General features: G+C 72.1%; 19 protein-coding genes. 9 read left to right on the top strand and 10 right to left on the bottom strand.

Annotated features, from left to right (window positions below; genetic code table 11):
- Positions 1–22 precede the first annotated feature (22 nt).
- From H299_RS34675 to H299_RS0117195, 6 genes are all read left to right on the top strand, one after another.
- Positions 23–1,096: a helix-turn-helix domain-containing protein gene (locus H299_RS34675; RefSeq protein WP_051262564.1), complete on the top strand. Its 1,074-nt coding sequence runs from the start codon at positions 23–25 to the stop codon at positions 1,094–1,096.
- Positions 1,097–1,251: 155 nt separating this feature from the next.
- Complete coding sequence (locus H299_RS0117215; protein ID WP_027749409.1) at positions 1,252–2,451, top strand: S8 family peptidase; 1,200 nt, start codon at positions 1,252–1,254, stop codon at positions 2,449–2,451.
- A gap of 529 nt (positions 2,452–2,980) precedes the next feature.
- Positions 2,981–3,754 (top strand): hypothetical protein, encoded by a 774-nt coding sequence (locus H299_RS37620; protein WP_051262563.1) that lies wholly within the window; start codon positions 2,981–2,983, stop codon positions 3,752–3,754.
- A gap of 193 nt (positions 3,755–3,947) precedes the next feature.
- Complete coding sequence (locus tag H299_RS39175) at positions 3,948–4,136, top strand: hypothetical protein (RefSeq protein ID WP_486587309.1); 189 nt, start codon at positions 3,948–3,950, stop codon at positions 4,134–4,136.
- A gap of 183 nt (positions 4,137–4,319) precedes the next feature.
- Positions 4,320–5,681 carry a glutamine synthetase family protein gene (locus tag H299_RS0117200; protein WP_027749408.1) on the top strand — a complete coding sequence of 454 codons (1,362 nt, stop codon included), beginning with the start codon at positions 4,320–4,322 and terminating at the stop codon, positions 5,679–5,681.
- Positions 5,682–5,683: 2 nt separating this feature from the next.
- On the top strand, positions 5,684–8,806 hold the full coding sequence (locus tag H299_RS0117195) for a bifunctional [glutamine synthetase] adenylyltransferase/[glutamine synthetase]-adenylyl-L-tyrosine phosphorylase (RefSeq protein WP_027749407.1): 3,123 nt from the start codon (positions 5,684–5,686) through the stop codon (positions 8,804–8,806).
- 58 nt (positions 8,807–8,864) lie between these two features.
- Here the strand turns inward: H299_RS0117195 and H299_RS0117190 are convergent, their stop codons facing one another.
- Positions 8,865–9,725 (bottom strand): phosphatase PAP2 family protein, encoded by an 861-nt coding sequence (locus H299_RS0117190; protein WP_027749406.1) that lies wholly within the window; start codon positions 9,723–9,725, stop codon positions 8,865–8,867.
- A 104-nt stretch (positions 9,726–9,829) separates the two neighbouring features.
- The gene (locus H299_RS0117185; RefSeq protein ID WP_027749405.1) at positions 9,830–10,849 is read right to left on the bottom strand and encodes a LacI family DNA-binding transcriptional regulator; all 1,020 of its coding nucleotides are present in this window, start codon (positions 10,847–10,849) and stop codon (positions 9,830–9,832) included.
- Positions 10,850–11,176: 327 nt separating this feature from the next.
- Here H299_RS0117185 and H299_RS0117180 point away from each other — a divergent pair, with 327 nt between their 5' ends.
- Positions 11,177–12,796 carry a glycoside hydrolase family 13 protein gene (locus tag H299_RS0117180; protein WP_027749404.1) on the top strand — a complete coding sequence of 540 codons (1,620 nt, stop codon included), beginning with the start codon at positions 11,177–11,179 and terminating at the stop codon, positions 12,794–12,796.
- A gap of 70 nt (positions 12,797–12,866) precedes the next feature.
- Here the strand turns inward: H299_RS0117180 and H299_RS37615 are convergent, their stop codons facing one another.
- The 4 genes from H299_RS37615 to H299_RS0117160 form a co-directional block, all read right to left on the bottom strand.
- On the bottom strand, positions 12,867–14,210 hold the full coding sequence (locus tag H299_RS37615) for a serine/threonine-protein kinase (RefSeq protein ID WP_051262562.1): 1,344 nt from the start codon (positions 14,208–14,210) through the stop codon (positions 12,867–12,869).
- A gap of 151 nt (positions 14,211–14,361) precedes the next feature.
- A complete protein-coding gene (locus tag H299_RS0117170) occupies positions 14,362–15,090 on the bottom strand; it encodes a TetR/AcrR family transcriptional regulator (protein ID WP_037759418.1) in 729 nt (242 codons plus the stop codon).
- A 348-nt stretch (positions 15,091–15,438) separates the two neighbouring features.
- Positions 15,439–16,086 carry a response regulator transcription factor gene (locus H299_RS0117165; RefSeq protein WP_027749402.1) on the bottom strand — a complete coding sequence of 216 codons (648 nt, stop codon included), beginning with the start codon at positions 16,084–16,086 and terminating at the stop codon, positions 15,439–15,441.
- Positions 16,087–16,197: 111 nt separating this feature from the next.
- Entirely contained in the window at positions 16,198–17,499 is a 1,302-nt protein-coding gene (locus H299_RS0117160; RefSeq protein WP_486587308.1) for a sensor histidine kinase, read from the bottom strand.
- A 199-nt stretch (positions 17,500–17,698) separates the two neighbouring features.
- Between H299_RS0117160 and H299_RS0117155 the strand changes: the two genes are divergently transcribed.
- On the top strand, positions 17,699–18,580 hold the full coding sequence (locus H299_RS0117155; RefSeq protein ID WP_027749400.1) for a Gfo/Idh/MocA family oxidoreductase: 882 nt from the start codon (positions 17,699–17,701) through the stop codon (positions 18,578–18,580).
- A gap of 18 nt (positions 18,581–18,598) precedes the next feature.
- Here the strand turns inward: H299_RS0117155 and H299_RS0117150 are convergent, their stop codons facing one another.
- Entirely contained in the window at positions 18,599–18,958 is a 360-nt protein-coding gene (locus H299_RS0117150; protein ID WP_027749399.1) for an arsenate reductase family protein, read from the bottom strand.
- Positions 18,959–19,137: 179 nt separating this feature from the next.
- Between H299_RS0117150 and H299_RS0117145 the strand changes: the two genes are divergently transcribed.
- Positions 19,138–19,383: a hypothetical protein gene (locus H299_RS0117145; protein WP_027749398.1), complete on the top strand. Its 246-nt coding sequence runs from the start codon at positions 19,138–19,140 to the stop codon at positions 19,381–19,383.
- A gap of 37 nt (positions 19,384–19,420) precedes the next feature.
- Here the strand turns inward: H299_RS0117145 and H299_RS0117140 are convergent, their stop codons facing one another.
- The 3 genes from H299_RS0117140 to H299_RS39650 form a co-directional block, all read right to left on the bottom strand.
- Positions 19,421–20,431, bottom strand: a complete 1,011-nt coding sequence (locus H299_RS0117140; protein WP_027749397.1) for a sigma-70 family RNA polymerase sigma factor — start codon at positions 20,429–20,431, stop codon at positions 19,421–19,423.
- Between the two features lie 114 nt (positions 20,432–20,545).
- Positions 20,546–20,752 (bottom strand): hypothetical protein, encoded by a 207-nt coding sequence (locus tag H299_RS0117135; RefSeq protein WP_027749396.1) that lies wholly within the window; start codon positions 20,750–20,752, stop codon positions 20,546–20,548.
- A gap of 212 nt (positions 20,753–20,964) precedes the next feature.
- Positions 20,965–21,126: an LLM class oxidoreductase gene (locus tag H299_RS39650; protein ID WP_158692339.1), complete on the bottom strand. Its 162-nt coding sequence runs from the start codon at positions 21,124–21,126 to the stop codon at positions 20,965–20,967.
- Between the last annotated feature and the right edge of the window lie 93 nt (positions 21,127–21,219).

Here is a 21,219-nt window from a genome sequence, read left to right as displayed (position 1 = left end):
CCACCGCGCGGATGATGCTCGGATGCTGGAGGCTCTCGATCTCGACCCCGTGCAGCAGCAGACGTACGAGGCGCTGGTCGACGGCGCCCTCACCGTTCCCCAGCTCCGCGACTCCCTCGGTCTGGCCGCCACCCTCGTGCGGGCCAGCCTGGCGTCACTGGAACGGATGGGTCTGGTCGAGCGCACCCCGGGCGGGCGCGGAGCCCCCGACCGCTACCTGCCGGTGTCCCCGGAGGTCGCCTTCGATGCGCTGCTGACCGCCCGTGAGGCGCAGTTGCGGCAGGCGCGCCGCCATGTGCAGCTGCTGGCCGCGCGGTTCCGGGCCGGCGGGGAGGCCCGGGACGCCATGGACCTGGTGGAGATCATCACCGGCCGGGCGGCGGTCATCCAGGGGGTCGACCAGCTCCAGCGCAGCGCGCGCCGCCAGATCCGCGGCATCGACCGTCCGCCGTACGCCAACAGCGGCCCCGACCGCCAGGACCCGAAGACGGGGATGATGCCGCTCCAGGCCCAGACGATGCGGCGCGGTGTCGGCTACCGGGTCATCTACGACACGGACGGTCTGGCCGCCTACCACCGGCTGGACACCGACATCGAGGCGTGCGTCGAACTGGGCGAGGAGGCTCGGGTGATGGCGGGCACGCCGACCAAGATGATGATCGCGGACGACCGGCTCGGCCTGATACCGCTGCGTGCCGCGCCGGACGAGATGGTCAGCGGTGTCCTGGTCCACCCCTCGGGGCTGCTGGAGGCGCTGTGCGAGTTCTTCGAGGTCCTGTGGGCCGGAGCGCTGCCGCTCAGCGACTACCTGGCCGAGGGTGCGGGACACTCGCCGGACGGCCCCGGCGGGGACGACGCGCGGCTGCTGGCGCTGCTCACCACGGGGCTGACGGACCAGGTGATGGCACGTCAGCTGGGGATCAGTCATCGCACCTTCCAACGGCGGCTGCGCGCCCTGATGAGCCGTCTGGGCGCCACCACCCGCTTCCAGCTCGGCCTGCGCGCGGCGCGTGAGGGGTGGATCATCCCGGGCGGCGACGGCCGCGGGGACCGGCTGCCCGGTGCTGGTGGGGCGGGTTCCGGCCCAGTGGCCTAGACCGGTCGGCGGGGAGTGGGTGACTCGCCCCCTATTGCCACCCGAATTCCGTAATGCACCTCTTGGAGGGCCCCTTGTCCGGGCCGCGTCAATGCGATTGGCTGCTTGTCATGCGCCCCCACAGCGCACCCCCCACAGGAGAAGGAATTCTCGATATGGCAGTTATGCGCAGGAAGCTCGCCGTCGGCATCTCGGCCGCGGTCGCCGCAGCCGCGATCGGCACGGTCGCCGCCTTCCCGGCGAACGCGTCGCCGCCGGAAGGGACGGTGGTCGGCGCCTCGTCCGAGAACGCCGTCAAGGGCAGCTACATCGTGACCCTGAAGAAGTCCACCTTCAAGGCGGACACCGCTCAGGGCAAGTCGGTCATCGCCGAGCACGGCGGTGAGGTGCGCAGGACCTACACCCACGCGCTGAACGGCTACTCCGCTTCCATGTCCGCCCAGGAGGCGCGCGAGCTGGCCGCCGACCCGGCGGTCGAAAAGGTGTACGCCAACCAGAAGCACACGATCTCCGCCGAGCAGACCAACCCGCCCAGCTGGGGACTCGACCGGATCGACCAGCCGGAGCTGCCGCTCGACGACAGCTACACCTACCCCGACAGCGCGGGGGAGGGCGTGACGGCGTACGTCATCGACACCGGCGTCCGCAAGTCGCACTCGGACTTCGGCGGCCGGGCCACCGACGGCTACGACGCCATCGACGGTGACGACGAGGCCCAGGACGGCAACGGCCACGGCACCCACGTCGCCACCACCGTCGCGGGTGAGCAGTACGGCGTCGCCAAGAAGGCCGACGTGGTCGGCGTGCGGGTGCTCAACGACGAGGGCTCGGGCACCACCGAGCAGGTCGTCGCGGGCATCGACTGGGTGACCGAGAACGCCAAGAGCCCCTCGGTCGCGAACATGTCGCTGGGCGGCGGCGTGGACGAGGCCCTCGACGAGGCCGTGCGCAACTCGATCTCCTCCGGTGTCACCTACGCGGTGGCGGCCGGTAATTCGGGAGCCGACGCGAGCGAGTTCTCGCCCGCCCGCGTCCAGGAGGCCATCACGGTCGGCGCCACCGACCAGACGGACGCCATGGCCGACTTCTCCAACTACGGCGAGTCGCTCGACGTCTTCGCCCCTGGTGTGAACATCACCGCGGGCTGGAACGACAGCGACGACGGCACGAGCACCATCTCCGGTACGTCCATGGCCTCGCCCCACGTGGCGGGCGCCGCCGCCGTCTACCTGGCGGGCAACCCGGACGCCACGCCGGAGCAGGTCTCCGCGGCCCTCACCGAGGGCGCCTCGCCCGACGTGGTGGGCAGCCCGGGCGCGGGTTCGCCGAACCTGCTGCTCAACCTCGTCGAGTAACCGGCACCTCTGAGCGCGACACCGACCGCGGTCCGGACACCTTCCGGGTCGCGGTCGGCGTGCCCGTGCGCCGCGGCCTGCGGCGGCGAGAGCGCCGAGGGTGGCTCCGGCGCCTGGAGGTGCACGGACGACGGGGGCGTGCAGCTCAGTGAGGACCGGCGGCCCGTCGGCGGGAAGCCCAACCCACCCTGGACATCCGCGTCGCGCGCACCCCGCTCCCCGATCCGCTGAAGCGGTACGAGGAACCTGCCCGGAGGTCAGGAAGGCCACCGAGGCCAAGGCCCGCTTCCGCGCGGCGGAGCGGATGCTGCGCGAGGCCACGAAGGCCGGGCGCGGCCTGAAGGTCCTCGCGATGACCGGCGACGGGAGCAGAGGTACATCGCCGTCCCCGATTCTTACGCCGACCTGCACTACTTCAAGGCTGTGACCTCGATTTGGTGAGGGTCTCTGTCGTGCGAGTCTCCGCGGAGCGCCGCCCCGGGGCCGTCGGTCGTGGGTGCGGTCGGCAGCAGGGTGCGAGGCTGGGGCCATGTCGCAACTCGGTTCTGAAGTCGCCTGCTTCGAGCTGCTCGACGGACACTCAGTCGTCGAAGTGGTGGGCGATGCCGAAGCCCACATGCTGTTGTTGATGGGTGATGCCGTTGCGGTCTGCGGCGACGACAGCTGGGGCAGCGTCGACCTGCTCGCCGCCCGTGCAGGTCGGCAGGTGTGCGGATCGGCCGAGGTCAAGTCCCTCGTGGGATGGCTGGCCGACCCAGGCCTTGACCTCGCTGCAGCCCGCACCACGCCACACGACGCCCTCGACCGGCTACGCCCCCTCCTCAGTCTGCTGCGGCCCGGACACCACACGTTGTCCGCGTACGTGCCCCACCGACCGATCCTCGTCGTCGAGCACACGGCCCACTGGTACGAGGAAGACCAGACCGTGGTTGTCCCCACCGACTCATGGCCGCCGGAAGACACGGAAACCGTGCGCCGGTACCGCACCCGCATCCAACGCAAACGGGCCAGGCCTGCAATTGTCGTCCTTGCCCCCACGCCCGACAGCGAGATCGGCTACCTGCTCGACGGCCACCACAAGCTCGCCGCCTACCAGGAAGCGGGCGTCGCCCCGACACTCCTCCGGATCTGTCCGCAAAGCCCCTTCCCGGCCCGGCCGGATGACATCGCCAGAGCCCACCGAGCGTTCAGCGTGGAGGTCACACGCCCGCACACCGTCCTCGCCGAACCCGGCACCGCACCCGTGCGACGACTACTCGCCAGGATGGAACGCAACAAAACCGCACTCCCGCCACACACCTGACGGGCAGACCGGCGGCTGCACGATGGTGTACCGGCCCGCAGGGTCGCCACGTATCGGCGCACCGAGATCCTGCTTCCCGAAAACTCTGCTCGTGGACCTCCCGGAGGCAAAGCCAGGAGCGGCAGTGCGTTCGACCGCTCGGGTGAGACTGCGGAGCAGTTGCCGGCGGTCGGCGATCTGGATCATGTCAGGGGTGACACAGCGGATGGCCTCGCTGAACGTGCTGCTCCAGCCGGGCAAGAAGCCCGTCCGCGCCGGGCTGCCCGCGGCCGAAGCTGGGCAGACCACCTCATGGGCCATGGAGGAGAGGTGCAGCTACCGGGGGTACGCCCCCGTCGTCGAGCGGCTCGCCGCCGCGCTGAAGGGCGCCGGGAAGCTCTGAGAACAGCCGGGATCGGGGCGCCCCGCCCGCCCGCCGCCGCCTCCCGTGACCCGTACGGGCCCCGGGCGCGCAACGCGTTCGAAAACGTGTGGTGTGATGCTCGTGTACCTCGACGTGCCCCGGTGCGCCCTCGGTACGCCGTGGCATCCCGGGGCACCGCTCGACCAGCGAGGATGGGTGAGAATGGATAAGCAGCAGGAATTCGTGCTCCGCACACTGGAGGAGCGCGACATCCGGTTCGTCCGGCTCTGGTTCACCGACGTCCTCGGCTTCCTGAAATCCGTCGCCGTCGCCCCCGCCGAGCTTGAGCAGGCGTTCGACGAGGGTATCGGCTTCGACGGCTCCGCCATCGAGGGCTTCGCCCGCGTGTACGAGTCGGACATGATCGCCAAGCCCGATCCCAGCACCTTCCAGATCCTGCCCTGGCGGGCCGAGGGCCCCGGCACCGCCCGGATGTTCTGCGACATCCTGATGCCGGACGGCTCCCCCTCGTACGCGGACCCGCGCTACGTCCTCAAGCGCACCCTCGCGCGCACCTCGGACCTGGGCTTCACCTTCTACACCCATCCCGAGATCGAGTTCTTCCTGCTCAAGGACAAGCCCGTCGACGGCAGCCGTCCCACCCCGGCCGACTCCTCGGGCTACTTCGACCACACCCCGCAGCACGTCGGCCAGGACTTCCGGCGGCAGGCGATCACCATGCTGGAGTCGATGGGCATCTCGGTGGAGTTCTCGCACCACGAGGGCGCGCCCGGCCAGCAGGAGATCGACCTGCGGTACGCGGACGCGCTCTCGACCGCCGACAACATCATGACCTTCCGGCTGGTGATGAAGCAGGTCGCGCTGGAGCAGGGGGTGCAGGCCACCTTCATGCCCAAGCCGTTCTCGGAGTACCCCGGCTCCGGCATGCACACCCACCTCTCGCTCTTCGAGGGCGACCGCAACGCCTTCAACGAGTCGGGCGCCGAGTACCAGCTCTCCAAGGTCGGCCGCTCCTTCATCGCCGGACTGCTGCGCTACGCGGGCGAGATCTCCGCGGTCACCAACCAGTGGGTCAACTCCTACAAGCGGATCTGGGGCGGCTCCCAGCGCACCGCGGGCGAGGGCGGCGAGTCCCCCTCGTACATCTGCTGGGGCCACAACAACCGCTCGGCCCTGATCCGGGTGCCCATGTACAAGCCCGGCAAGACCGGCTCCACCCGCGTCGAGGTCCGCTCCCTGGACTCCGGCGCCAACCCGTACCTCTCCTACGCCGTACTGCTGGCCGCCGGGCTCAAGGGCATCGAGCAGGGGTACGAGCTGCCGGCCGGGGCCGACGACGACGTCTGGGCGCTCTCCGACTCCGAGCGGCGGGCGATGGGCATCGAGCCGCTGCCGCAGAACCTCGGCGAGGCCATCTCGCTGATGGAGCGCAGCGAACTGGTCGCCGAGACGCTCGGCGAGCACGTCTTCGACTTCTTCCTGCGCAACAAGAAGCAGGAGTGGGAGGAGTACCGCAGCGAGGTCACCGCCTTCGAACTGCGCAAGTCCCTCCCGGTGCTGTAGCCGTGGCGGCGGCGGGCGGTCGACGGGACAGCAGGTTCGGGCAGTTGCTGCGGCGCGGGTTCACCGACCCGGCCGCCGCCGGAGCGCTGCTCGACATGTACGAGCTGGAGCCCGTACGCGAGGACACCCTCTTCCTCGACGCGCTGGCCGCGACCGCCGACCCGGACCTGGCGCTGTTCGGGCTCGTCCGGCTGGTCGAGGCGCTCGCGATGGGCCCCGAGATGCCCGGCGCGGCCACCGAGGGGGGCGGCGAGGCTGGGCGGAGCGAGGCCCAGCTGCTGCTGGACACCCTGCGCGGCGCCAAGCCGCTGCGCGACCGGCTGCTGGGCGTGCTCGGTGCCTCCGAGGCGCTCGCCGACCACCTCGCCCGCCACCCCGCCGACTGGCGGGCGCTGGCCACCTACGAGTCCGCCGATCTCCACCCGGGCGTCCAGGAGTTCGAGGCCGCCTTCGCGGAGGTCGCCGACCCGGACGGCCTGCGGGTCGGCTACCGGCGCTGCCTGCTCTCCATCGCCGCCCGCGACGTCTGCGGTACGACCGAACTGGCCGAGACGGCCGCCGAGTTGGCGGACCTGGCCACCGCCACGCTGCGCGCCGCCCTCGCGCTGGCCCAGGCCGAGGAGCCGGCCGACGCCGCCGCCTGCCGGCTGGCGGTCGTCGCCATGGGCAAGTGCGGGGGCCACGAACTCAACTACGTCTCCGACGTCGACGTGATCTTCGTCGGCGAGCCCTCGCAGCAGGCCGCGAGCGGTACGGACGGCACGGGCGGCACCGGCGGCGGCGCCGACGAGGCCGAGGCGGTACGCGCCGCCACCCGGCTCGCCTCCCGCATGATGCGGATCTGCTCCGACACCACGGCCGAGGGCACCATCTGGCCGGTGGACGCCAACCTCCGCCCGGAGGGCCGCAACGGCCCGCTGGTGCGCACCCTCAGCAGCCATCTCGCCTACTACCAGCGGTGGGCGAAGACCTGGGAGTTCCAGGCGCTGCTGAAGGCCCGCCCGGTGGCCGGGGACCTGGCGCTGGGCCAGGCGTACCTGGACGCGGTCGGCCCGCTGGTGTGGCAGGTCTCCGAGCGGGAGAACTTCGTCCCCGACGTGCAGCGGATGCGCCGCCGGGTGGTGGAGAACATCCCCGCCGCCCACGTCGAGCGCGAGCTGAAGCTGGGGCCAGGCGGGCTGCGCGACGTCGAGTTCGCCGTCCAGCTGCTGCAACTGGTGCACGGCCGCACCGACGCCACGCTGCGCAGCCCGACCACGCTGGCCGCCCTCGCCGCGCTCGCCGCCGGCGGCTACGTCGGCCGGCAGGACGCCGCCGCGCTGGACGCCTCGTACCGCTTCCTGCGCACCATGGAGCACCGCATCCAGCTCTACCGGCTGCGCCGTACCCACCTGATGCCCGAGGACACCGGCGACCAGCGGCGGCTGGCGCGCTCGCTCGGTTTCCGGGTGGAGCCCGTCAGCGAGTTGAACCGGGCCTGGAAGCGGCACGCCACCTCGGTGCGGCGGCTGCACGAGAAGCTGTTCTACCGCCCGCTGCTGGACGCCGTCGCGCAGCTCGCCCCCGGCGAGAACCGGCTCTCCCCCCGCGCCGCGCAGCAGCGCCTGGAGGCGCTGGGCTATGCCGATCCGGCCGCCGCGCTGCGGCACCTGGAGGCGCTGGCCAGCGGGGTCAGCCGCAAGGCGGCCATCCAGCGCACGCTGCTGCCGGTGCTGCTGGGCTGGTTCGCGGACTCGGCCGATCCGGACGCCGGGCTCCTGGGCTTCCGCAAGGTCTCCGACGCGCTCGGCAAGACCCCCTGGTACCTGCGGCTGCTGCGTGACGAGGGCGTCGCGGCGGAGAACCTCGCCCGGGTGCTGTCCGCCGGGCGGCTCGCCCCCGACCTGCTGCTACGGGCCCCCGAGGCCGTCGCGCTGCTGGGCTCCGCGCACGATCTGGTGCCGCGCGGGCGGCTCGCGCTCACCCAGGAGATCCTCTCCGCCGTCGGCCGCGCGGACGGCCCGGAGGCGGCGGTCGCGGCGGCGCGCGGCGTACGGCGGCGCGAGCTGTTCCGTACGGCCGCGGCCGACGTCATCCAGGCGTACGGCACCGAGGACACGCCCGTGCCGGAGGACCCGGCGCCCAGCGTGGACCGGGTCGGCGGCGCCCTGAGCGACATCAACGCCGCCACCTTGGCGGGCGCGCTGCGCGCCGCCGTGCGGGCCAGCTGGGGCGACGAGCTGCCCACCCGCTTCACCGTGATCGGCATGGGCCGGTTCGGCGGCCACGAGCTGGGCTACGGCTCGGACGCGGACGTGCTGTTCGTGCACGAGCCGCGCCAGGGCGTGAGCGATGCAGAGGCGGCCAAGGCCGCCTTCGCGGTGGCCAACGAGATGCGGCGGCTGCTCCAGCTGCCCACCTCCGACCCGCCGCTGCTGATCGACACCGACCTTCGCCCCGAGGGCAAGTCCGGGCCGCTGGTGCGCTCGCTGGCCTCCTACGCGGCGTACTACCGGCGCTGGTCGCAGGTGTGGGAGAGCCAGGCGCTGCTGCGCGCCTGGCCGGTCGCGGGCGACGAGGACCTGGGCACGCGCTTCCTGGAGCTGATCGACCCGCTGCGCTACCCGGCCGACGGCCCCGGCGAGGACGCCGTGCGCGAGATCCGGCGGCTCAAGGCCCGGATGGAGACCGAGCGGATGCCGCGCGGCGCCGATCCCACCACCCACGCCAAGCTCGGCCGGGGCGGGCTCTCGGACGTCGAGTGGACGGTGCAGCTGATCCAGCTGCGGCACGCGGGCACCGTACCGGCCCTGCGCACCGTACGCACCCGCGAGGCGCTGGCCGCCGCACGGGAGGCCGGCCTGCTGGCGGCCGACGACGCCCGCACCCTGGACGAGGCGTGGCTGCTGGCCACCCGGGTGCGCAACGCGGCGATGCTCGTACGGGGCCGCCCCTCGGACACCTTCCCCTCCGCGCCGCGCGAGCTGGCGGCGGTCGGGCGCTACCTCGGGTACCGGGGCGCCGAGGAGCCGGGGGAGGGGCGTCCGGAGGGGGAGGGCGGCGGGGTGGGGGAGATGCTGGACGACTACCGCCGCACCACCCGGCGTGCGCGCGCCGTGATGGAGCGGCTCTTCTACGGGGCGTGAGCCGCGCGCGGGCAGCCGCGGCGTGCGCGACCAGTCCGGCGTGCGCGGCTCACGCGGCCTACGCGGCTTTGCGCAGCGTCACCTGGCGCGGCATCTTGTGCGCCATCCGTCCGTAGCACACCCGCGACACTCCGAAGCCGAAGGCGAGGCAGATCAGGCCGCCGACGGCGTCCAGCCAGAAGTGGTTGGCGGTCACCACGATCACGAACAGCGTCGCCACCGGGTAGAGCGCGCCGAGCAGTTTCACCCACAGCGGCCGGGCCAGCGTCGCTATGGTGATGCCGCACCACACCGACCAGCCGATGTGCATGGAGGGCATGGCCGCGTACTGGTTGGACATGTCGGCCAGGTTGCCCGACGCCATCGAGCCCCAGGTCCCGTGCACCTGCACGGTGTCGATGAAGTTCTCGCCGCCCATCAGCCGGGGCGGGGCGAGCGGGTAGAGGTAGTAGCCCAGCAGCGCGGTGGCGGTGGTCGCGAAGATCACCAGCCGGGTCGCCGCGTAACGGCCCGGTTGCCAGCGGTAAAGCCAGACGAGCACACCTATGGTGACGACGAAGTGGAGCGTGGCGTAGTAGTAGTTCGCCGAGATGATGAGCCAGGTGACGCCGTTGACCGAGTGGTTGAGCGACTCCTCGAAGGCGAGGCCGAGCTTCTGCTGGGTGTCCCAGATCCAGTCGGCGTTGCGCAGTGCGGAGTCGCGCTGCTCGGGCACGGCGTTCCGGATCATGGAGTAGACCCAGTAGCTCACGGCGATCAGGGCGATCTCGAACCAGAGGCGGGGTCTGCGGGGGGCTCTCCACCGGGCGACGAGTGTATGCGTGCGCTTCTCCGCCGGGTCGGCCTCGCGAGTCTCCTGCAGGGTGGTCGCGGCGGCCGACCGGCGAGTGGTCTTCGTCCTCGCAGTCGGTGCCCCCATGGGGCAACAGTCTGCCAGACTTCGGCGGCCCACCGATCATCCTCTGGTCTGGTCTTCGTCCGCCCGCCTCCTGCCTGCGGTGCAGGCAGAGACCCTCGGCCCGCTCAGAGCGGCGGTGCAGAGGCAGTTGAACCGCGAACGACCAGTTCGGGCAGGAAGACGAACTCGCTGTGCGGGGCCGGCGTACCTCCGATCTCCTCCAGCAGCGCGCGTACGGCGGCCTGTCCCATCGCCGTGACCGGCTGCCGGATCGTGGACAGCGGTGGGTCGGTGAAGGCGATCAGCGGGGAGTCGTCGAAGCCGACCACCGAGACGTCCGAGGGGACGGCCAGCCCCCGCCGGCGGGCCGCGCGGACGGCGCCGAGGGCCATCATGTCGCTGGCGCACACCAGTGCCGTACAGCCCAGTTCGAGCAGCGCGGAGGCGGCGGCCTGGCCGCCCTCCAGGGTGTACAGCGAGTGCTGGATCAGTCGCCGCGTGTCCGCCTCGGGCACGCCGAGCCGCTCCTGCACGGCCTGGAGGAAGCCGTCCGTCTTGCGCTGGACGGGCACGAACCGCTCCGGTCCCAGCGCCAGGCCGATCCGGCGGTGGCCGAGCGAGACGAGGTGCGTCACGGCCAGCCGCATCGCCGCCCGGTCGTCGGGTGAGATGAAGGGGGCGCGCACCTTCGGGGAGAAGCCGTTGATCAGCACGAACGGGACACCCTGCGCGCGTAGTCGGTCGTAGCGCTGCGTGTCCGCGGTGGTGTCGGCGTGCAGGCCGGAGACGAAGATGATCCCGGCGACGCCGCGGTCCACCAGCATCTCGGTCAGTTCGTCCTCGGTGGAGCCGCCGGGGGTCTGGGTGGCCAGCACCGGCGTGTAGCCCTGGCGGGTCAGGCCCTGCGAGATGACCTGCGCGAACGCGGGGAAGATCGGGTTCTCCAGCTCCGGAGTGATCAGCCCGACGAGGCCCTCGCTGCGCCTGCGCAGCCGGACGGGGCGCTCGTACCCGAGGACGTCGAGTGCGGCGAGCACTGATTCGCGGGTGGTCGCGGAGACGCCCGGCTTGCCGTTCAGGACCCGACTGACCGTCGCCTCGCTCACCCCCGCCTGGGCTGCGATGTCAGCTAGCCGTGCGGTCACGCCTCGGACTGTACCGGCCGCGCGCCGCGTACCGCACAGCGCGTAGGGGACCCGGTGCCGGCGGTGAGGAGTCGCGGCGGGACCGTTGCGGTGGCTGTGAAAGCAGCTGCCCAAGGTTTCGGAAAGATTGCCGCAAGACCTTTCGGGAACTTTCAGGCGCTGTTACGTTCCTCGGCAACCGGCCGCCGCACAGGTGCCGGGGTACATCCAGGAAGGATCAGACATGCGGCGTGGCACAGGGGGCACCGCTGTGGTGGCGGCGCGCGTACCTTCCGCAACGGCTTGCGGCGTCCGCCTCCCGCCTCCCGTACCCGACCCAGGGAAGACATGACCCAGCACTCATCCGCCACGCCTTCCGTCCGTACCGGCTCCGGATGGTGGCGCGACGCCGTCATCTACCAGGTCTACCCGCGCTCCTTCGCCGACGGCGACGCCGACGGCATGGGCGACCTCGCGGGCATCCGCACCCGACTGCCCTACCTCGCCGGCCTGGGCGTCGACGCCGTCTGGCTGAGCCCCTTCTACGCCTCCCCGCAGGCGGACGCCGGCTACGACGTCGCCGACTACCGGGCCATCGACCCGATGTTCGGCGAACTGGCCGACGCCGAGGCGCTGATCAGCGACGCCCACCAGCTGGGCCTGCGCATCATCGTGGACCTCGTCCCGAACCACTCCTCCGACCAGCACGAGTGGTTCCGGCGCGCCCTGCGCGAGGGCCCCGGCTCGCCCTCCCGTGCGCGCTACCACTTCCGGTCCGGCCGCGGCGCGAACGGCGAAGAGCCCCCGAACGACTGGGAGTCCATCTTCGGCGGCCCCGCCTGGACCCGCACCAAGAACCCGGACGGCGGCCACGGTGAGTGGTACCTGCACCTCTTCGCCCCCGAGCAGCCGGACTTCAACTGGGACAGCCCGGCGGTACGCGACGAGTTCCGCTCCGTGCTGCGCTTCTGGCTGGACAAGGGTGTCGACGGCTTCCGGATCGACGTCGCGCATGGCATGGTCAAGGCCGACGGGCTGCCCGACATGGGCCACGGCGAACAACTGCGGCTGCTCGGCCACCAGGTGCTGCCCTTCTTCGACCAGGACGGCGTCCACGAGATCTACCGCTCCTGGCGCACCATCCTGGCGGAGTACGGGGGCGACCGCATCGGCGTCGCCGAAGCGTGGACGCCCAGCGCCCGGCGCACCGCGCTCTACCTGCGTCCCGACGAGCTGCACCAGGCGTTCAACTTCCATTACCTGAACGCCGGATGGGACGCGGAGAAGCTGCGCGCGGTCATCGACGAGACACTCGACTCGCTCCGCCCCGTCGGCGCCGCCACCACCTGGGTGCTCTCCAACCACGACGTCGTACGCCACCTCACCCGCTTCGGCGGCAGCCTGGAGCGGGCCCGCGCGGCCACCATGCTGATGCTCGCGCTGCCCGGCTCCGCGTACGTCTACCAGGGCGAGGAACTGGGCCTGCCCGAGGTCACCGAACTGCCGGACGAGGTGCGGCAGGACCCGTCGTTCTTCAAGAGCGACGGCCAGGACGGCCTGCGCGACGGCTGCCGGGTGCCGATTCCCTGGACGGCGGCGGGACCCTCCTACGGCTTCGGGGAGGGCGGCAGCTGGCTGCCGCAGCCGCCCGCGTGGGCGGCCCTCAGCGTCGAGGCGCAGACCGGCGACCCGGACTCGACGCTGGAGCTGTACCGCACGGCGCTGCGCGTCCGCCGCGAGCACCCCGACCTGGGGGCCGGGGACGCCGTCGAGTGGCTGGACGCGCCCGAGGGGGTGCTGGCGTTCCGGCGCGGCGCGTTCGTGTGCGCCGCCAACACCGGCACGGCGGCGGCCCAACTGCCCTCCGGGCTCCGCGTCGGGAGTGCGCGGGTGCTGCTGGCCAGCGGCGCGTACGACGGCGGCACCGTCCTGCCCGCCGACACGACGGTCTGGTGGACCGCCGGATGACAGCGCTCCCCACCGCCCGGCCCGCCCAGCACGCCGGTGCCGGGCACCCGGACGCCGGGCGGTGCAGCGGTCACTTCGCCTCGCCGCACAGGGAGCGGCCGGGGATCAGGAGCCGCTGCGAGCCGAACGGGCAGCCCGTGGACGCCGGTCCGGCGGAGGTGCTGCGCACCTCGTACTGGCTGGCGGCGGACCAGCAGGGGACCTTGACCCACTCGCTCTTCGTCTCGGCGTCCTCGCCCTCCCCCTTGGTCCAGACGTCGAAGTAGACGCAGTCCCCGACTCCGGCCGCGGAGACGGAGCCGTGCAGGAAGTGGCTGACGTAGCGGGAGAAGCCCTCGTGCTGGCCGTAGAGCAGGAGGGCCAGCACCAGGGCACCGGCCGCGAAGAGCCAGCCCGCGCCGGAGCTGCTCGTCGGCTTCGGCGTCGGCTTCGGAGTGGGCTTCGGTGCGGGTTTCGGCGTGGGCCTGGGTGCGGGCTTGGGCTTGGGCTTCGGCTTCTGCGGGGAGACCGGTTGGGTCAGCGGGCGAGTGGGCCGCACCGGCGGCGTGCGCCGGGTCGTCGCCGTGCTGCTGTGCTTCGGCGGCGTGCTGTCCTTCGGCGGTGCCTTGATCATGCGCAGGGCCTCGGCGACCGTCGGGCGGTCGCCCGGTTCCTTCGCCAGCAGGCCGGTGATCAGCGGCTCCAGGTACCCCGCGCGCCGCATCGGCGGGGGCTCTTCGTACCCGACCGCGTGCAGGGAGGCCGCCGTGCTCTCCCGCTCGAACGGCGAAATGCCCTCGATCGCCTCGAACAGCGTCGCCCCCAGCGAGAACAGGTCGCTCGGAGCCTTCCCCTTCTTGCCCCGCGCCCGCTCCGGTGCGAGATAGGGCGCCGAGCCGATGACCGCGCCGTCCGTGGTCAGCCTCGCCCCCGTCTCCAGGGCGGCGATCCCGAAGTCGGTGAGAAGTACCTGCCGGTCCTCGGTCATCATGACGTTGGCCGGTTTGACGTCCCGGTGCACGATGCCCTGCTGATGTGCGGCGTCCAGCGCCTTCAGCAGGGCGGTGCCCAGCTTCCTGGTGGTGGTGACCGACAACCTGCCCGCACGGAGGCGGTCTTGGAGCGTGCCGCCGGTGACCAGCTGCATGATGATCCAGGGGCGTTCGTCCTCGGTGAGGACATCGTGGATGGTGACGACGTGCGGATGGTCGCGCAGCTTGGCGGCGCTGTGCGCCTCGACCTCGACGCGCCGCAGCAGCCCGGCCCGCTCCTCGGGCGGTGTCGCCGGGTGCAGCCACAGCTCCTTGACCGCCACATGCGTGTCGAGCCGTCTGTCGTGCGCCTTCCACACGCGGCCCATGCCGCCGGTGCCCAGGGGTGCGAGAAGCCGGTAGCGTTCCGCGACGACATCGCCCTGTTGTGCCCCCTGCGACAATTTTTCCCCCGCTCAGCGTCCCATCCGGAATGCAGCATGGTAGAGCCTCCGAGGCCAACGCAGCGCCCCTGCCAGGGGTTTGGGCACTCCTTCCCCGCTCTCGCCGAGTGTGCGGGCCGCTCCTCGTGCGTGAAGAACCGGCGGACCGGGCCTACGCCGGGCCGGGGACCGGCAGACGGCCGGGGGAGAGCGCCAGGACGTCCTGGAGGAGGTGCTCGATCAGACCGCCCTTTGGCTCCTGTGCCAGGACGTCGCGGATGACCGCGGCCGTCTCCTCGTCGTGCGCGGCGGTGACCGCCGCGAGTGCCAGGAAGCCGTGCACGAGTTGGAGTTCCAGCTCCTCGCGCGGCACGCTGCGCCCGTCCAGCCAGGTGAGCGCGGTCGTCTCGGCCAGCCCGACCCAGGAGCGCACGACCAGCGCCAGCCGCGGCCCCGGCTCCGCGACGCCAAGGTGCGCGAGGACCTGCGTGTGCGCGGCCTGCCGCACGTCGTCGATCATGGCGTTCGCCTGGGTGGAACCGACCGCGGGACCACCGCGCAGCAGGGCGGAGAAGCCGGGGCCGTGCTCCGCGACGAAGTCGAAGTAGCGGTGCATGACGCGCAGCAGCCGCTCGCTCAGCGGACCCTCCTGCGGCTCGGAGAAACGCGACGCCAGCTCGTCGGCCGCCCGCCGCACCGCCGCCTCGTAGAGACTGTGCTTGCCGGGGAAGTAGTGGTAGACGAGCGGCCGGGAGATCCCGGCGGCGCTCGCGATGTCGTCGATGGAGACATCCTCCGGAGAGCGGCGGCTGAACAGCTCCAGCGCCACTGCGATCAGCTGCTGCCGTCGCTCCTCGACACCCATCCTGCGGCGTGCACCGGTGGTCGGGGTGGTCGTCATGGGGATAACCCTAACGACCTCACCCGCGACAGAGCGCGGCCTCCCGGCCGGTGGCGACTCCGCCTCCGGCGTTGTCGTCGGTCGACGACGCTCCGCGTCGCCTCCCTCCTCCGCCTTGGATACGAAGCCGCCTCCGGCCACTCGCTGATCCACGCGCTGCCACGGGCGAGGTCGCGACGACCTCACCCGCGACAGAGCGCGGCCTCCCGGCCGGTGGCGACTCCGCCTCCGGCGTTGTCGTCGGTCGACGGCGCTCCGCGTCGCCTCCCTCCTCCGCCTTGGATACGAAGCCGCCTCCGGCCGCTCGCTGATCCACGCGCCGGTGTCGGACGGACGCCGACGTTCGGGTCAGCCCCGGTCGAGATAGGCCAGCACCGCCAGCACCCGGCGGTTGTCGTCGTCCGAGGGCGGCAGCCGCAGCTTGCCGAAGATGTTGGAGGTGTGCTTGGCGACGGCCCGTTCCGTGATGAACAGCTGGCCCGCGATCGCGGCGTTGGAGCGGCCCTGCGCCATCAGCTCCATCACCTCCTTCTCCCGCGCGGTCAGGTGCGCCATCGGCTCGTCCTGCGCCCGCCGGGACAGCAGCTGCTGGATGACCTGCGGGTCCATCGCGGTGCCTCCGGAGGCCACCCGCCGCACCGCGTCGATGAACTGCTCCACGTCGAAGACCCGGTCCTTGAGCAGGTAGCCGACCCCGCCGTTGCCGTCGGCCAGCAGTTCGCGCGCGTACAGCTGCTCGACGTGCTGGGAGAGCACCAGCACCGGCAGCCCCGGCCGGTTGCGGCGGGCGGTCAGCGCGCACTGGAGCCCCTCGTCGCTGAAGGAAGGCGGCAGCCGTACGTCGACCACCGCGACATCGGGCTCCAGCTCCGCCAGCGCACGGGTCAGCTCCGGTCCGTTGTCCACTGCGGCGGCGATCTCGAACTCGTACGCCTCCAGCATCCGGACGAGCCCGTCCCTCAAAAGAAAGAGGTCTTCTGCCAGGACAACGCGCACGGAAACTCCATCAGGGCGGCGGCTGGGCACCCGAGCGGCTGAACCGGGGTGCGATCACGGAGAATCTACCGCCTGCGAATCTACCGCCTGCCGCGCGCGGCCGAGGAGTTCTCAGCCTTGCGCGACGATCTCGCAGGGGATCTCCATGGTGACCATCGTCGGCCCGCCCGCCGGGCTGCTCACCGCGAGGACGCCGTCCAGTGCGCCCAGCCGCCGCTCGATGCCCCGCATGCCGGTGCCCTTGTCCAGCGCGGCGCCGCCGTGCCCGTCGTCCGTGACGGCGACCTGGAGCATGCCGCCCGCCGAGCGGCTGTAGTGGATGTCCAGCCACACCACGGCGGCTCCGGAGTGCTTGGCCGCGTTGGTGAGTACCTCGCTGATCGCGAAGTACGCGGCGGACTCCACCGGCTCCTCGAACCGGCCCGGCAGCTCCACGTCCACCTCGACGGGGATCTGCATCCGCAGCGCCAGCGCCTTGGCGGCGTCACCGAGTCCGCGCTCGGCGAGCACCGGGGGGTGGATGCCGCGCACCAGGTCGCGCAGTTCGGTCAGGGCCTCGGCCGAGGACGAACGGGCCTGCCTCAGCAGCTCCTTGGCCTTGGCCGGATCTTTCTCCACCAACGCCTCGATGGTGCCCAGACTCATGCCCATGGCGACCAGCCGGGCCTGCGCCCCGTCGTGCAGGTCCCGCTCGATGCGGCGCAATTCGGCGGCGGAGGAGTCCACCGCATCGTGCCGGGTCTCGTAGAGCCGCTCCACCCGCTGGGCCAGCTGGCTACCGCGGGTCGGCGCGATCAGGCTGCGGGCGACCAGGAAGTGCGCCTTGATGAAGTACGGGTTGGCCCAGTACGAGGCCACCAGCAGCGCCACCCCCAGCAGCGCGCACTGCACGGCGCTGCCGAAGCCCTCGACCCGGATGAAGCCGTACCAGTAGCCGTCACCGCCCAGCGGCTTGTAGAGGCCCGCCATCATCAGGATGCCCTCGAGGCCGTACGCGATCAGGGCCGGCGGGAAGAGCGCGGTGACGAAGCCCGCGACGGCGTCGACCAGCAGCCACAGGATGTCCCGCCAGGTGGCCGGGTCCTTCAGCAGATGGGTCAGCCGCTCCACCACCCCGGTCACCCCGGGGCGCGTGGCGCGCGGCAGCGGCTGGTAGGGCGGCGGGATGGCGACGCCGCTCCACCGGGCGGACAGCAGCCGCCGCTGGTTGGCGTGCATACGCACCCAGGAGAGGACCACGGGAGTGGTGAAGACGCCGACTCCCAGCAGGATGAAGACGATCGAGAGGACGGAGAGGATGAACAGCGCCAGCGAGACGCCCAGCGACAGCAGCGACAGCGCCAGGCCCTGGGCAGCCGCCAGCAGCGATCTGCGGGCCGAGGCGCCGGCCGCCGGTGTGTCCACGATGCCCACCTGTGTGCTCCTCACTCCGCCTGCCTCGCCCGGACTCCGTACGTCCCGGCCGCTCCGGGTGTACGCACAGTCTCCTGGGTACGGGGCGGCCGGTCACGGGGACCGGCCCCCGGCCCGGGGTGTATCTGGCACCACCTCGCGCCCGGTCCGCCCGCCCCGCCCCGGTGAGCCCGCGCGAAACACGCCCTAAACTGCCCCCATGAGATTCGGCCTGCTCGGCACCGGCCCCTGGGCCGGGATGACCCACGCTCCCGCGCTGCGCGCGCACCCCGAGGCACAGCTGACCGGCGTGTGGGGCCGCCGCCCCGAGGCCGCCGCCGCCCTCGCGGGGCAGTTCGACACCCGCGCGTACGACGACGTGGACGCGCTGCTCGCCGACTGCGACGCCGTCGCCATCGCGCTGCCCCCGGACGTGCAGGCGCCGCTGGCCGTACGGGCCGCAAAGGCGGGCTGCCATCTCCTGCTGGACAAGCCGGTCGCCACCACACCCGCAGCCGCCGCCCAGGCCGTGGACGCGGCGGAGCGTGCGGGCGTGGCCTCCGTCGTCTTCTTCACCCTGCACTTCAGCGAACCCACGGCGTCCTGGATTCGCGAGCAGGCCGCCGCGGACGGCTGGCTGCTGGGCCGCGCCGACTGGCTCTCGCCGGTCTTCGGCGGCAGCGACTCGCCCTTCGCCGACTCGCCCTGGCGCCGGGAGAAGGGCGCGCTGTGGGACGTCGCCCCGCACGCGTTGTCCGTACTGACCCCCGTGCTCGGCGAGGTCAGCGACGTCACCGCGGCGCGCGGCCCCGGGGACACCGTCCACCTCGCGCTGCGGCACGAGAGTGGCGCCTCCAGCACCGTCACGGTCAGCCACACCGTGCCGCCCGCCGCGGCGGCCGTCACCGCGGAGATCCGCGGCAGCGCGGGTGTGGCCACCCTGCCGGTGCGGGACGAGTCGGCGGCGGACGCCTTCGCCCGCGCCGTGGACGCGCTGCTGGAGTCCGCGCGTACGGGCAGGCCGCACGCGTGCGACATACGGTTCGCGGCGCGGGTGACGGGCGTCCTGGCCCGGGCCGAGGAAGCGCTCGCGGACGCCTGAGCGCGGCGCCTGCGCAGCTCAGCGGGCGAGCGCGTCGCGTACGGCGTCGTCCGTGCGGGCCACCACGGCCGTGCCGTCGTCGGCGGTGATGATCGGCCGCTGGATCAGCTTCGGGTGGGTGGCCAGCGCGGTGATCCAGCGGGGCCGTGCCGCCGCCTCGCGCGGCCAGTCCCGCAGGCCCAGCGCCTTCGCGTCGGCCTCCTGGGTGCGTACGAGGTCCCACGGCTCCAGGCCGAGGCGGTCCAGTACCTGCCGCAGGTCGTCCTCCGTGGGGACGTCCTCCAGATAGCGGCGGACGGTGTAGTCCGCGCCCGCCTCGTCCAGCAGCCGCACGGCGCTGCGGCACTTCGAGCACGCCGGGTTGATCCAGATCTCCATGCCGACACGGTACGGCCTCACCTCCCCTCACCCTGGTCCTGCCCGGCCGTTTCTGGAGGACGGAACCTGTCCGCAAGGGCGCCTAGCGTGCGGAGCACAGGCAGCAACCAGCACGATCGCCGAGGGGCAGACATGACTTCACGCTGACCGGGCCCGAGGCGCTGACCCGGCCCGAGAAGGTGCGCATCCTCGCCGAGTCGACCGGGGCCGAGATCCGCTTCACCGAACTCACCGAAGAAGAGGCACGGCGGGAGTGGGTCGCGCAGGGGCACTCGCAGGAGATGATCGAGTTCTTCGTTTGGGTGCACGGGAACACGCCCGAGATCGGTTACACCGTCGTCCCCACCGTCGAGCAGGTCACCGGCCGTCCGGCGCGCACCTTCGCCCAGTGGGGGGCGGAGCACGCCGAGGCGTTCCGCCGCTGACCTGCTGCTGGCCGCCGCTGACCGCCGCCGGACCTGGTTACGGGCGGACGGAGCGGGACCTGGGCAGGCTCTCGGGCAGGGATGCGGGCAGGCCGAACAGCTCGAAGAGGCTCAGCTCGAAGAACGCCGTCACATGCGAGACGTGCGCGCCGTCGAGGGAGAGCACCATGAGGTTGAAGGGGTGGAACGCGCCGTCCTCAGCGCGCATGTAGAGGCCGAACGCGTGCTGGCCGTTCATCCGCGTCGCGACCAGCCGCATGTCGTCGGGGCCGCCGGGGCAGTGGGTGTCGATGAGGGTGCCGATGTCCGCCGGCCCCTCGTACCAGCCGGTGAAGGGCGGCATCTCCCAGACGGCGTCCTCGGTGAAGAGCTTCACGATGGCCTTCATGTCCTTGACCTCGAAGGCCGCGACATAGCGCTCCAGCAGCTCGCGCTGCTCGGGCGAGGTCGGCTCCTCCACCGAACTCTCGCTGGGCGCGACCTTCTCCAGCTGGGCGCGGGCGCGCTGGAGCGCGCTGTTGACCGAGGCCGTCGTCGTGCCCAGCAGGTCGGCGGCCTCGGCGGCCTTCCACTTCAGCACCTCGCACAGGATCAGCACCGCGCGCTGCCTGGGGGGCAGGTGCTGGAGAGCGGCGATGAAGGCCAGCCGGATGGTCTCGCGGGAGCTGACGATGGCGGCGGGGTCGGCGGCGTCCGAGGCGCCCACCATGGAGTCGGCGATCGGCTCCAGCCACGGCACCTCCCGGCTCTCGACCAGGGCGTCCGACGGGTCGGCGCTGGGGCCCCCGAGGCCGGTGGGCAGCGGGCGCTTGCTCCGGCTCTCCAGGGCGTCCAGACAGGTGTTGGTCGCGATGCGGTGCAGCCAGGTGCGCATCGACGAGCGGCCCTCGAACTTGTCGTACGCACGCCAGGCGCGCAGGTACGTCTCCTGCACGAGGTCCTCCGCGTCGTGCACCGAGCCCAGCATGCGGTAGCAGTGCGCCAGCAGCTCGCGCCGGAAGGGGTCGGCCAACCGGGGAAAGTCCTCACTGGTCTGGTTCTCCGACATGGTCTCGCCCTTTCGTCAGCTGAGCCGTCGCGGTGGATTCACATCCTGGCACCCGGGTCTGACAACGGCGCCCCGCCGACGCGCCGCCCCCACGCGGACGGACCGGTCGGGCACTCACTGGTCGCTGTGTGTCCACGGGTGCGGGTCGGGGTTCTCCCACAGCGGTGGCGGTGCGGCGCGGTCTTCGACGAGGGCGCCGGACAGGGGGCAGGGCCGGGCCGTGCGGGTGTGCTCGGAGATGTGGCCGTCGGTCACGGTGACGCGGTGGCGGCACTGCGGGCAGTGCAGCGAGGTGACACGGCCGAACGGGTCGCGGTGCATGGCTGGCTTTCTGGTGGGTGATGAGCGACAGCGGTGAAGGGTCGGCCCCCGGGGATGCTGGTCTCAGTCCGCCGGGGCTGGGTGGGGCTGGTCGGCGGGTTCCCCGAGGATGAGCAGGGGTAGTTCGTTGCCGCGCTCCAGTGCGTCGAGTGCTTCGCGGACACGGCGTTCCTGGTGGGGCTCGGCGTGCCGGGACAGCTGGCCCGGTGCGATCAGACGGCTTCCTCCAGCGGGAGGGACAGGTCGAGGTCCGCGAACCACTCGCCATCGCGCAGTATCCACAAAGGCAGCACACACCCGCCGCCTGGCGCGGGCCGCACCGGCCTGTCCGGGATGCATTCGATGCGCCAGACACCGGGACGGGGCACGCTCACCGCTGCGCCTCCCGTTCCGTGACCGAGTGGGCTACCCACTCCGGAGCGTGCGGGGAGGCTGCCAGCTTCGGCAGGCACGGCGGGCAGGCGTAC

Source organism: Streptomyces sp. CNH287, from assembly GCF_000424825.1.
This window is presented reverse-complemented; position numbering and strand designations above follow the sequence as displayed.

Bases quoted from the DNA above. Each gene is read 5' to 3' on its own strand.
- H299_RS0117190 (WP_027749406.1), bottom strand. From the start codon at position 9,725: ATGGGGGCACCGACTGCGAGGACGAAGACCACTCGCCGGTCGGCCGCC.
- H299_RS34675 (WP_051262564.1), top strand. From the start codon at position 23: ATGCTGGAGGCTCTCGATCTCGACCCCGTGCAGCAGCAGACGTACGAG.
- H299_RS0117135 (WP_027749396.1), bottom strand. From the start codon at position 20,752: ATGCACCGCGACCCGTTCGGCCGTGTCACCTCGCTGCACTGCCCGCAG.
- H299_RS0117180 (WP_027749404.1), top strand. From the start codon at position 11,177: ATGACCCAGCACTCATCCGCCACGCCTTCCGTCCGTACCGGCTCCGGA.
- H299_RS37620 (WP_051262563.1), top strand. From the start codon at position 2,981: ATGTCGCAACTCGGTTCTGAAGTCGCCTGCTTCGAGCTGCTCGACGGA.
- H299_RS0117140 (WP_027749397.1), bottom strand. From the start codon at position 20,431: ATGTCGGAGAACCAGACCAGTGAGGACTTTCCCCGGTTGGCCGACCCC.
- H299_RS0117170 (WP_037759418.1), bottom strand. From the start codon at position 15,090: ATGACGACCACCCCGACCACCGGTGCACGCCGCAGGATGGGTGTCGAG.
- H299_RS0117200 (WP_027749408.1), top strand. From the start codon at position 4,320: ATGGATAAGCAGCAGGAATTCGTGCTCCGCACACTGGAGGAGCGCGAC.
- H299_RS0117155 (WP_027749400.1), top strand. From the start codon at position 17,699: ATGAGATTCGGCCTGCTCGGCACCGGCCCCTGGGCCGGGATGACCCAC.
- H299_RS0117150 (WP_027749399.1), bottom strand. From the start codon at position 18,958: ATGGAGATCTGGATCAACCCGGCGTGCTCGAAGTGCCGCAGCGCCGTG.
- H299_RS0117215 (WP_027749409.1), top strand. From the start codon at position 1,252: ATGGCAGTTATGCGCAGGAAGCTCGCCGTCGGCATCTCGGCCGCGGTC.